General features: G+C 64.8%; 13 protein-coding genes. 12 read left to right on the forward strand and 1 reads right to left on the reverse strand.

What is annotated here, in order from left to right; all coding sequences use genetic code 11:
* From A3764_RS11745 to A3764_RS11780, 8 genes are all read left to right on the forward strand, one after another.
* Nucleotides 1-858 (forward strand): aldehyde dehydrogenase family protein (locus A3764_RS11745; protein WP_150122150.1); only part of this gene is annotated, 858 nt, incomplete at its 5' end.
* Nucleotides 859-884: 26 nt separating this feature from the next.
* Nucleotides 885-2,645, forward strand: coding sequence for a thiamine pyrophosphate-binding protein (locus A3764_RS11750; protein WP_067922466.1), 1,761 nt, complete (start codon nt 885-887; stop codon nt 2,643-2,645).
* Between the two features lie 121 nt (nt 2,646-2,766).
* Nucleotides 2,767-3,291 (forward strand): MarR family winged helix-turn-helix transcriptional regulator, encoded by a 525-nt coding sequence (locus tag A3764_RS11755; protein ID WP_236628177.1) that lies wholly within the window; start codon nt 2,767-2,769, stop codon nt 3,289-3,291.
* A gap of 273 nt (nt 3,292-3,564) precedes the next feature.
* A complete protein-coding gene (locus A3764_RS11760; RefSeq protein ID WP_067951616.1) occupies nt 3,565-4,548 on the forward strand; it encodes a TAXI family TRAP transporter solute-binding subunit in 984 nt (327 codons plus the stop codon).
* A gap of 62 nt (nt 4,549-4,610) precedes the next feature.
* Nucleotides 4,611-6,449, forward strand: coding sequence for a TRAP transporter permease (locus A3764_RS11765; RefSeq protein ID WP_236628178.1), 1,839 nt, complete (start codon nt 4,611-4,613; stop codon nt 6,447-6,449).
* 73 nt (nt 6,450-6,522) lie between these two features.
* Nucleotides 6,523-6,801: a hypothetical protein gene (locus A3764_RS11770; protein ID WP_067920608.1), complete on the forward strand. Its 279-nt coding sequence runs from the start codon at nt 6,523-6,525 to the stop codon at nt 6,799-6,801.
* Nucleotides 6,802-6,850: 49 nt separating this feature from the next.
* Entirely contained in the window at nt 6,851-8,131 is a 1,281-nt protein-coding gene (locus tag A3764_RS11775) for a Rieske 2Fe-2S domain-containing protein (protein WP_067920611.1), read from the forward strand.
* A gap of 109 nt (nt 8,132-8,240) precedes the next feature.
* Nucleotides 8,241-8,807 (forward strand): antibiotic biosynthesis monooxygenase, encoded by a 567-nt coding sequence (locus A3764_RS11780; RefSeq protein WP_067920613.1) that lies wholly within the window; start codon nt 8,241-8,243, stop codon nt 8,805-8,807.
* Nucleotides 8,808-8,815: 8 nt separating this feature from the next.
* Here A3764_RS11780 and pcaQ read toward each other — a convergent pair whose 3' ends face one another.
* Nucleotides 8,816-9,724 carry a pca operon transcription factor PcaQ gene (gene pcaQ / locus A3764_RS11785; RefSeq protein ID WP_067920615.1) on the reverse strand — a complete coding sequence of 303 codons (909 nt, stop codon included), beginning with the start codon at nt 9,722-9,724 and terminating at the stop codon, nt 8,816-8,818.
* A gap of 98 nt (nt 9,725-9,822) precedes the next feature.
* On the opposite strand from pcaQ, the gene pcaC reads away from it, so the two are divergent.
* The 4 genes from pcaC to A3764_RS11805 all read left to right on the forward strand — a co-directional run.
* A complete protein-coding gene (gene pcaC, locus A3764_RS11790) occupies nt 9,823-10,206 on the forward strand; it encodes a 4-carboxymuconolactone decarboxylase (protein ID WP_067920617.1) in 384 nt (127 codons plus the stop codon).
* A complete protein-coding gene (pcaH, locus tag A3764_RS11795) occupies nt 10,203-10,931 on the forward strand; it encodes a protocatechuate 3,4-dioxygenase subunit beta (RefSeq protein ID WP_067920619.1) in 729 nt (242 codons plus the stop codon). Before pcaC ends, pcaH begins: the two co-directional genes overlap by 4 nt.
* A gap of 3 nt (nt 10,932-10,934) precedes the next feature.
* Nucleotides 10,935-11,555 (forward strand): protocatechuate 3,4-dioxygenase subunit alpha, encoded by a 621-nt coding sequence (gene pcaG, locus A3764_RS11800; protein WP_067920622.1) that lies wholly within the window; start codon nt 10,935-10,937, stop codon nt 11,553-11,555.
* Nucleotides 11,556-11,561: 6 nt separating this feature from the next.
* On the forward strand, nt 11,562-11,778 hold a 217-nt coding region (locus A3764_RS11805), incomplete at its 3' end, for a 3-keto-5-aminohexanoate cleavage protein (protein ID WP_150120640.1).

An 11,778-nucleotide genomic window follows, 5' to 3' on the forward strand; every position in this document is an offset into this window, starting at 1 on the left:
GTCTTCAGCGTGCTGCCCGGCGGGACCGAGGCGGGCGCCGCACTGGCCAGCCACAAGGACGTGGCCAAGGTCACGCTGATCGGGTCCGTGGGCGCGGGGCAGGCGGTGATGCGCAGCGCCAGCGCCACCGTGAAACCCGTGCTTCTGGAGTTGGGTGGCAAAAACGCCCTTATCGCCTATCCCGACAGCGACCCCGCAAAGGTGGCCGATGCCATCGTGGCGGGCATGAATTTCGGTTGGTGCGGTCAATCCTGCGGCTCAACCAGCCGGGCATTCCTGCACGACGACCTGCACGACGCGGTGGTGGAGCGGTTGGCGGATGCCGTGGAGCGCTATCGCCCCGGCCTGCCCACGGACCCCGAAACGACAATGGGCGCGCTGGTGTCGAGGGGCCATTTCGACCGGGTGATGTCCTATGTCGACAGCGGCAAGGCCGAAGGCGCGCGCGTGGTCGCGGGCGGGCACGCGGTCATCGACGGCGATCTGGCCAAGGGCAATTTCATCGCGCCGACGATATTCGCCGACGTAACGCCCGACATGCGCATCGCCCGAGAGGAAATCTTCGGCCCCGTGCTGGCCGTGCGCCGCTGGTCGGACGAGAAGGACATGCTGGCCGAGGTCAACGGGCTGGACGTGGGCCTGACCTGCGCGATCTGGACCCGCGACCTTGCCACCGCCCACCGCGCCGCGGGCCGGGTCGAGGCCGGGTTCGTCTGGATCAACGAGGTCGGACGCCATTTCCTGGGCGCGCCCTTCGGCGGGGTCAAGCAGTCTGGCATCGGCCGCGAGGAGGGCATCGGCGAATTGCTGTCCTTCACCCATGAAAAGAACGTCCACATCAACCTGTCCGGCCAATGAGCCGGGCGACAGGAAAGGCGACGAGAATGCGCGACGACCTGGACCGGCCTGTGACCTGTAACGTCACCAAGCTCTATGGTAGCGACGCCATCGGCCGAATGCTGCGGCACCTGGAAGTGCCGTTTGTCGCGCTGAATCCGGGGTCGAGCTTTCGCGGGCTGCATGACAGCCTGGTGAACGACTTGGGCAACCGAGACCCGCAGATGTTGTTGTGCCTGCACGAGGAACACGCGGTCGCTATCGCGCATGGCTGGGCCAAGGTGACGGGCACGCCGCTGGCAGTGATCCTGCACGCAAACGTGGGTCTGATGCACGCGGCGATGGCGCTCTACAATGCGTGGTGCGACCGGGTGCCGATGCTGGTCTATGGCGCGACGGGGCCGGTCGATGCCGACAAGCGGCGACCCTGGATAGACTGGCTGCACACCTCGCGCGACCAGGCGGCCATCGTGCGACCTTACGTGAAATGGGACGATCAGCCCGCATCGCTGACCGCATCTCTGACGTCGATGCAGCGCGCCGCCACGATCACGCAAACCGCGCCCAAGGCGCCCACCTATGTCTGTTTCGACGTGACCGTGCAGGAGCAGGAGATCGACGCGCTCCCCGCCTTGCCGGATGCCGCGAAGCACCCGGTGCCGCAGCTGCCGCAGGTGGCCGCGGCAGACGCCGATCGCATCTTGGGGATGCTGCGCGACGCGGAACGGCCCGTCTTCCTCATGGGTCGGGTGTCGCGCGGTGGCGCTGACTGGGACCGTCGTGTCGCGCTGGCCGAGGCTTTCGGGGCCCGTGTCGTGACCGACATCAAGACCGCCGCCGCCTTCCCGACGAAACACCCATTGCACGCGGGCGCGCCCAGCTACTTCCTGTCGTCCGACGCGTCAAAAGTCATCGCCGGGGCGGATTTGCTGGTCTCGTTCGATTGGGTAGATCCGGCGGGAACCATGCGGCAGGCGGGAGTACATACCGCCGCCACGAAGATCGTGAACGTGACACTGGAGCCCCTATTGCAGAACGGTTGGTCACTGGACCACCAGGCGCAACCGCAAAGTGACATGTCGCTGCTGGCCGATCCCGACGCGGTGATCGCGGCGCTGTGCAAGGCCGCCGGCATAGCGGGGCAGGGGGAAACCGTGCTGCCCGCCCCGGTGGCGGCGTTCGATGCGGCGGCGCATACCGGGCCCGTCACCATCGACACGCTGGCCGATCACCTGGGCGCGCGGCTGGCGGGGCTCGACGCCACGCTGATGCGCCTGACGCTCAGCTGGAATGGCGACAAGTGCGATTTCCGCGGCCCGCTGGATTATCTGGGCTATGATGGGGGCGCGGGCATCGGCTCGGGGCCCGGCATGGCGGTGGGATCGGCGCTGGCGCTGCAGGGAGCGGACCGGCTGCCAGTAGCAGTGCTGGGCGATGGCGATTTCTTGATGGGGGCGACGGCAATCTGGACGGCGGCGCACCATTCGGTGCCGATGCTGATCGTGGTGGCCAACAACCGGTCCTATTTCAACGACGAGGTGCACCAGGAGCGGGTGGCGCGGATGCGCGATCGGCCCGTTGAGAACAAGCATGTGGGCCAGGCGATCACCGGGCCCGACATTGACATCGCGGCCATGGCCCGCGCGCAGGGCGCTACGGCATTCGGCCCGGTCGAGGGGCACAAAGCGCTGGACGACCTGCTATCGCAGGCGCTTGATCGGGTGGCAGTTGGCGACACGGTGGTGGTCGACGTTCGCATCGCCCAAGGTTATAGTGCAGCGATGACAGAGGGCATGACGCAGGAGTGATGCCCGCCCAATTCAGGGCACGCGTCCGTCAACCGGACTCTGTCTTGTTATAGGTCAAGGCGCCCGGCCACGCGACGTGGTGGCGTCTGGATGGAACATCGACTGGGCCGGGGACGGATATTTGGACGGACAAGAAAATCGCGACGGACTGCAACCCGGCAACGAGGTCTATCAGGATGAACGCCTGGCGCGTCTAATCAGGCTTGCCGCGCGGTCCTTCAACCGGTCTTTGCAGTTGCGGCTAACGACTGAGGGAGTGACTTTCGGCCAGTGGATTTTCCTGAGAATTCTGTGGACCCATGACGGGCTTTCGCAGCGAGAGCTGAGCGAAAAGGCCCACCTGACCGAGCCCACGGCCCACACCGCCTTGATCCGCATGGAAGAGCTGGGATTCATCGAACGCCGCCGCGTGGGCCCCAACAAGCGTCGTCAGCACGCCTTCCTGACCGAAAAGGGCCGCGACCTGCGCGACCGGCTGGAGCCCCTTGCGATCGAGACCAACGACATTGCGGTGGACGGTCTGACCGAAGACGAGGTCGCATTGCTGCGCCGGGCGCTGAGCACAGTGATCCGCAACCTCGAAAGCGACGAGGAACGCGCGGCCGCTGCGGGCCACCGCGTTCCAGCCACCCGCTCGCACGGCTGAGGCGGAGACGTCGGGGCGACGTCTCCGTGATTCCCGCGAGTCCCGCAGGTCCTGATACTTCCCGAATTGCCGAAAAATTGCGGGGATTGGTGCCGTGCGTCCCTATCCGGCCAAACCATAAACTAAGATATCTAATTTATTGACTACAGCGATGCATTTCTCTACCAAGATAGAAGTCTAAGTTTTTTGTGCGGGCGGGCTGCCTGTGCCGGGAACGTGGTCAGTCACATCTAGCCCGTTAGAGTGGCGGGTGCATATCTGGGAGGAGAACGCATGAAACTATCGGCTTTAATCGCGGCACTGGGGATTGCCGTGTCGTCAAGCGCGGCGACAGCGGAACCGGTGAACCTGACCTTGTCGGGCGGTAACCCCGGCGGGCTGTGGTCGCTACTTGGCGCGGGCATCGACCGCGCGGCGAAGGCGGATGACGGCGACTCGGTGGTCACTTATCAGGCCACCGGTGGTGGCTTTGCCAATATCGGCCTGCTGGGCGCCAATCGCACCGACCTGGGCCTGCTGCACGACGCCGAGGCCAAGATCGCCCTGGAGGGCGGCGAGCCCTTCAACGCGCCTATCGAGAACATGCGCGCCATCGGCTACATGTATAACTGGGCGCCCATGCATTTCTTCGTGGAGCGCGGCATCGCCGAGGAATACGGTCTGGAAAGCATCGCCGACATCGCCGAAAGCGGCGCGCCGCTGCGCATCGGTATCAACCGGTCGGGTAACATTACCTCGAACGTCGCGCTGGCGATGCTGGAGGAGGTGGGCGTGACCGAAGACGTGATCTCGCAGAACGGCGGTCAATTCGTGCGGGCTGGCGCCAATGAGCAGGCCGATCTGATTCAGGACGGGAGACTCGACATGATTACCAACGGTATCTTCATCAACCACTCGTCCTTCCGGGCCGTCGACCAGAATAGCGACGTCGTGTTGTTGAGCGTGCCACAAGAGGTCATCGACGCAACCAACGCGGAGTTCGGTACCGGTACCATGGTGATCCCGGCTGGAAGCTATTCCAACCAGACCGCAGACGTGACGAGCGTTGCGCTGGGTGCACTGTTGGTTGCCACCGCCGAGATGCCCGATGAGGTCGCCTCGTCGATTACGTCGTCGCTGGTGCAGAACATCGACGAGGTGCGCGGCGTGCATAGCTCGATGGCGGCGCTGAATCCTGAATTGTTGGCGACAACCAGCGTGCTGGAGTTCCATCCCGGCGCTGCTGCCGTTTATCGGAACGCGGGCCTGATCAATTGATTGGATCGCTCGTCGCCACTGGTCGCAGGCGCAAGCTTGCGGCCAGCTCGCAAAAAGCCTTAGTGGCGGCGGCTGCGCTGTTTGCTGCCTGGGTCATTTACGCGAATCTCTTTACGATCTCCGACCCACTGATCCTGGGGATCCTGTTCGTTTGCGGCATCTACACCATCATGTTTGTCGCGATTGGAGCCACGCCGAATGCCCGGGACGAGGTCCCGATCTACGACTGGGCGCTGTGCCTTCTCAGCCTCGTCTGCGGCGTCTTCTTCTTCATGAACGCCGGTGTGATTTCTGACCGCATTAGCCTGCTTGAACCCTTCACCGCCGCGCAGCTGTTCTTCGGGACCGCGCTGCTTTTGCTGACACTGGAAGCGACTCGCCGGACCACCGGCATGGGCCTCACCGGGGTGGTGGTCCTGTTCCTGCTTTATAACCAGTTCGGCTCGATGCTGCCGCCGCCCTTCGGCCACGGCATAGACGATTTCAGTTACCTGCTGGATATCCTTGTTTTCACAACCGACGGTGTATTCGGGGTGCCGATCCAGGTGGTCGCCAGCTATGTGTTCCTTTTCGTGATGTTCGGCACCTTCCTATCAAAGGCCGGCGGAGGCGAGTTCTTCTTTAACCTCGCCGCCCTGATAACGGGCCGGTCGCGCGGGGGGCCTGCGAAAATCGCCGTGATCTCGTCGGGACTTTATGGCACCATGTCGGGCAGTCCCACGTCGGACGTGGTGGCGACGGGGTCGATTACCATTCCGGTGATGAAGCGGCTGGGCTATTCCCCGCGCTTCGCGGGCGCCGTCGAGGTCGCAGCGTCGACCGGGGGCAGCGCCATGCCGCCCATCATGGGATCTGCCGCGTTCATCCTGGCCGAATATACTGCCGTTCCCTACCAGGAGGTGGTGCTGGCCGCGCTGCTGCCCGCGCTGCTCTATTACCTCGGCGTATTCTTGCAGGTGCATTTCCGCGCCGTGCGCGACGATCTACGCCCGTCCGAGGATGAAGTGCCTACGCTGGCCAGCACCTTCCGAGTGGGCTGGGTGTTCATGATCCCGATCATCGGCATCGTCGTGGCGCTGATGGCGGGGTATTCCCCGACATTCACAGCGGGTATCGGCGTCATGGGCGCGGTGCTGGCTGCCACCCTGCTGAAGGCCACGCGCTTGTCGCCCTGGCAAATAGTCGAGGGGCTGGGCGAGACGACCCTGCGCATCCTGCCGGTGGCGGGTGCCTGCGCGGCGGCGGGTCTGGTCATCGGCGGGCTGTCGATGACCGGGCTGGGCATGAAGGCCGCCAACGTGATCCTCACCATCAGCGGCGAACAGCCGGCGGTCACGCTGGTCATCGCGGCTGTGGTGACGATCATTCTGGGTCTCGGGATGCCGACGCCAAGCGCCTATATCCTCGCCGCCGTTCTGGTCGGACCGGCGCTGGCCAAGCTGGGCTATCCGATCCTGCAAAGTCACATGTTCCTGCTCTACTACGCGGTGCTGTCGGCGCTGACGCCACCCATCGCGGTCGCGGCGCTGGCCGCGGCGGCCATCGCGGACGAGGATCCGTTCCGGATCGCGTTCTCGGCGGTTCGGCTGGCGGCGGTGGGCTTTCTTCTGCCCTTCGCATTCATCTTCAACCCCGGCCTTCTGCTGCTGGGCGACACGATGACCAATGCCTTCGCGCTTCTCGGCGGGGTGCTGGCCACGGCAGCTATCGCGATCTCGATCGAAGGTTCGGTGGGCACGCCGCTGAAGACGGTGGAAAGGCTGGCATTGACGTTGGCGGCCGTGGCGGCGGTGTTCCCGGTGCCGTTGGTGTCAATTTGCGGCATGGCGGTGATTCTGGCCATCGGGGTGCGCTACGCGTTTCTGATGCGTCGCGGCACCGACGTAAAAGCGGCCGAGTAACGCGCGGCCCGGCGTCGGGGCAGACCCCCTGCCGCCGGGCCGCTTGATCCAAAGAACACAGGAGCCGCTCATTGTGGCCCATAAGATTACTCAGGGATGGGCGGCGCCCGCTTTCTGGAAACGCTGGCTGATCAGCAGGGTCGCAGTCTATCCGCCGCTGGTGGTGCTGGCCTTTGCCTTCCGGGCGCTCTTCCGCGACATCCCCACGCTTCTGTCGCTGTTTCTGATTGCGGCTTGCCTAACCGCGCTGACCCACCGGGTTGATCCTGCCCGCGCTGCATCGGCGGCTGGGTGCGTGGCTCAACACCTGATCACGTCGCATGCGCGGACGATCTTGACGATAAAAACTTAGATGGCTAAGTATATCCCTGTAATGTCTTATCGCCTCCGAGGAGAATGCAATGCTGACGATTGAGGAAAACGAACTGCTGACCCGCGTCACCGGCGATGCGCCCATGGCGCAGCTGATGCGCCAGCACTGGACACCCGTGTGCCTGATGGAGGAAGTGGCCGAACCCGACGGCAAGCCGCTGCGCGTCGAGGTGCTGGGCGAAAGCTACGTGGCCTTCCGCGACAGCAAGGGCCGGCTGGGGATGCTGGACGAGCTCTGCCCCCACCGAAAGGCGTCGCTGGTTTATGGCCGGAACGAGGATTGCGGTCTGCGCTGTCTTTATCACGGCTGGAAGATGGACGTGGACGGCAACGTGGTTGCCATGTCCTCCGAGCCCGAGGGCAGCCCGCTCATGGACAAGATCAAGGCGCGGTCCTACCCGGTCGAGGAATGGGGCGGCTTCGTCTGGGCCTGGCTGGGCGACAAGGACAACATACCCGAATTCCAGCCCCCGGCCTTCGCGCCGGAAAAGGACACGCCGGTGGCCATCCTCAAGATCCGCATCCCCGCCAACTGGGCGCAGATCCACGAAGGCCAGATCGACAGCGCGCACAGTTCATCGCTGCATTCGTCGACGATGAAGCCCGCGCGGGTCGAGGGCGCGTCTGCGGACGACAAATCGTGGTATCGCCCCTCGACCGACAAATCGCCGCGGATGCAGACGGAGACCACCAGCTACGGCTTCCACTACGCCGCGATCCGTAAGCCCATCAAGAAGGCCAAGACGCATCACTACCTGCGCATTACGGAATTCATTGCGCCCTACTATTCGCTGATCCCGCCCAATAACAACTACAAGGTGGCCAGCGTAATCGTGCCAATCAATGACGATGAAACCGCGTTTCACTTCGTGGCCTTCGGCGGGCCGAACGTGCCGTCGACCGACGAATGGCGCGCCTTCAACCACGCGGTGCCCGGCAAGGACGTGGACCACAAATGGCGCACAAGAAACACGCTGGAAAACGACTTCAATCAGGACCGCGAGCGGATGAAGGAAGGCCATTTCACCGGCGTCGACGGCATCCCCAACGAAGACATCATCATGTGGGTGTCCATGGGCAGCCGTGTGCAGCGCCACACCGACACGCTGGGCGCGTCGGACCTGGCCATCGTCGAGTTCCGCCGCCTGATGGCCGACGCCGCCGCCAAGGTGGCCGAGGGCGGTCGGGCCATCGGCACCGAGTCCGACGTGCCGCAGGCGCAGATCGCGTCACACGAGGGCGTCTATCCGAAGGAAGTCGACTGGCGGACGCTGGTGGCGCCGGGCGGCACCGCCGAGGCGGCCGAGTAAAGGGCGCCCTCTCCCCCGAGGATCGACCACCCGCGCGGGAGGCGTGGGTGGTCTTTTTCCGTTGCGATCCAAGGCCAAATGGCCAGGCCGCCAGACAGGAGCCGCGCCGATGCTGCAAAGCCAGGTCCTGAACGACGCGCCGGGCGTGTTCCTGGTGTCGCTGCGCGTGGCCCATGGCGACGCGGCGGCCTGCGCCGAGCAGCTGGCCGAGCTGAACCGCCGGATCGAGCGGGCCGCGGGCTTTCGCAGCCTCGACGTGATCCGCCGCGACGGCGGGCTTGGCACTGATTTCTACATCCTTGCGCGGTTCGACAGCCTGGACGCGGTCGAAAGCTGGCGCGCCTCGCCCGAGCGGCACGCGCTTCTGGACCGGATCGAATCCATGGCGATCACCGACATCTCGCGTCAGCAAGTGGCAGGCGCATCTGTCTGGTTCGAGCCGATCAGCGCTCTGCCCAGCCCGCCTGCGCCGCCACCCTTGTGGAAGCGTTGGGTGCTCAGCATCGTGGCGGTCTATCCGGCATTGGTTCTGTTGGTCGCGCTGCTGGCTCCGGTGACCGAGCGGGTGCCCGGGCCCGTGGGACTGCTGTTGGTCGTGGTCATTCTAACGGGGCTGACCACAGCCTTCATCGTGCCGTGGCTCGGCGGTCGCCTGCACGGTTGGCTGCACGGGTGACGGTCGGGTCAGCCGTGCACGGCGTTGCGAAGGCAGTCCACGAAAATGTCGCGCGGCACGCTGAGCGGCGCCGCGCGCGATACGCTGATGCCGACGGGGCCCGACAGCAGCGGCGATTGCAGCGGCACCGCCACGAGCTTGCCGTCGTCCAGATCGTCGGCCACCACCCCGCGAGAAATGAACCACAGCGCGTCGGACATCCTCACCACCTTGCGACCCACCGGCAGAGCCACAGTTTCGATGGCCGCGCGCAGGCCTGGCAAGCCGATGCTGGCGAGATACCGCTCGACTGTGGCCGAGATCACGGCGCCACGCGGCGGCAGGATCAGCGGATGGGCCGGCAGAGCGCTTTTGGGCGCCGGGGCCCGCAAAAGAGGATGCCTAGGACGACAGACCAGCACGACGTCTTCGAGATAAAGCTGCTCGAACGTGACACCGGTGGCCGCGTTCTGTTCGGGCATGCGGCCCACCACAAGATCCACCGCCCCGTCCCGCAGGTGGTTGAACAGCAGCCAGTTCGGCCCGGTGAGCACATGAAGCGTGGCATTCGGGACCGCGTCGCGGAAGGCGAGTGCCGCGCGCGGTAGAAGGTCGCCCGCAGCCGTGGGCAACACCCCCACCGACAGCCGCGAGGGCGCGCCGCCTTCGCGCGCCAGCCGGTCGTGTCCACGCATGAGTTCGGACATGGAGGCCGCAGCATGTGCTTGAAAGATGCGCCCGGCCTCGTTCAGGCGCAGCCCGCGCCCCACCCGGTCGAACAGGTCCGTGCCCAGGATCTGCTCCAGCTCTTTCAAGCTCTTAGACACCGCCGGCTGCGTGATGTTCAGAGCGTCGGCGGCCTTCGAGATGCTATCGACGCGCGCGATCTCTAGGAACGAGCGAATGTGACGGAGGTGCAGACGGTTGGGCCAATTCATAATATTAAGGTTATACAAATATCGCTGATTTTCAATATTTATGCGTTGATGATTATACTAAGTCGCTTGCATGAGACGAGGCTTGGAGAGGGACATGCGTGAGTGAGCGATACGATGACGGCATGGCGACCCGGCGCAAGGTGCTGGGCGACGCCCATGTGGACCGCGCCGAAGCCGGAAAGACCGCGTTCGACGTACCGTTCCAGACTATGATCACCGAAGGGGCCTGGGGCACGCTCTGGTCCGATCCCAGGATCCCGCACCGCGAACGGTCCATGCTTACGCTGGCACTGCTGGCGGCCACCGGCAATTTCGAGGAAATCCCGATGCATGTCCGCGCGACGCGGAACACCGGCGCCAGCCCGGACGACATCATGCAGGCCTTCCTGCACGTGGCGGTCTATGCCGGCGTGCCCAAGGCCAACCACGCGATCAAGCTGGCCAAAGCCACCCTTGCCGAGATGGAAGGCGATACCCCATGAAGACCCCCGCCGAATACTACATGCGCGACCGCCGCTTGCACCCGCCCGCCTACGCGCCAGGCTACAAGACATCAGTGGCGCGCAGCCCGCGGCAGGCGCTGATCTCGCTGGAAAATACTGTGTCGGAGATCACCGGGCCCCGATTCGGCCATTCCGACATTGCCGAGGGCGACAACGACCTGCTGACGAACTACGCCGCCGCCGGCGAAAGCGCCATCGGCGAGCGGATCATCCTGCACGGCCGCGTTCTGGACCAGGAAGCCAAGCCCGTGCGCAACACGTTGGTCGAGGTCTGGCAGGCCAATGCGGGTGGGCGGTATCGCCACAAGAAGGACAATTACCTGGCGCCGATGGATCCGAATTTCGGCGGCTGCGGGCGCATCCTGACCGACGATGACGGCTATTACTTCTTTCGCACCGTCAAGCCCGGCGCCTATCCCTGGCCCAACCAGGTGAACAACTGGCGCCCCGCGCATGTGCATTTCTCGGTTTTCGGCAGCGCCTTCGCGCAGCGGCTGATCACCCAGTGCTATTTCGAGGGCGATCCGCTGATCCCGATCTGTCCCATCGTGCAGACCATCCCGGACCAAGCCGCCATCGACAGGCTGACGGCGCGACTGGACATGAACCAGACGATCCCGTTCGACGCCATCGCCTACCGCTTTGACATCGTGCTGCGCGGGCGTCGGTCGACCCTGTTCGAAAACCGGCTGGAGGGGAACTGAGCCATGCGCGATCCGCAGAATTATCTTCCAGAAACCGCGTCCCAGACCGCGGGGCCTTACGTCCATATCGGTCTCGTGCCCAGCGATACGGGCATCAAGATCTACGATCATGAGCTTGGCCGCGACATCGCCGGGCCCAACGCCAAGGGCGAACGCATCCGAGTTCAGGGGCGGCTGATCGACGGCAACGGCGCCGCGCTGAAGGACGGGCTGATCGAGGTCTGGCAGGCGAACGCCGCCGGCGTCTATGCCCACCCCGAAAGCAGCGGCGCCGTCGAAGAGGGCTTTCGCGGCTGGGGCCGCGTCATCGCCGATTTCGACAGCGGCGCGTGGTTCTTCGAGACGGTGAAGCCGGGCGCTGGACCGGGCCGGAGCGGCGCCCGGCAGGCGCCGCATATCAGCCTGTGGATCGTGGCGCGCGGCATCAATATCGGCCTCAACACGCGGCTCTACTTCGACGACGAGGGCGCGGCCAACGACGCCGACCCGGTTCTGGGCCGCATCGACCCGCCCCATCGCCGCGACACGCTGATCGCCACCCGCGACGACAGCGGCGACACCCCCGTCTATCGCTTCGACATCCGCCTGCAGGGCGATCGCGAAACCGTGTTCTTCGACATCTGAGGGCCCATGACCAAACCCTGCATCATCTGCGTCGCCATCACCGGATCGCTGCCGAAAAAGGCCAACAACCCCGCCGTGCCGATCACCGTGTCCGAGCAGGTGGAAAGCACCCACGAGGCGTTCGAGGCGGGCGCGACCATCGTGCACGCACATGTGCGCAACGACGATGAGACGCCGTCCTCGGATCCCGAGAAATTCGCGCGCCTGAAGGAAGGCGTGGAAC

Origin of the sequence: Sulfitobacter sp. HI0129, from assembly GCF_001635395.1 — a bacterium.
Taxonomy (GTDB): Bacteria; Pseudomonadota; Alphaproteobacteria; order Rhodobacterales; family Rhodobacteraceae; genus Sulfitobacter.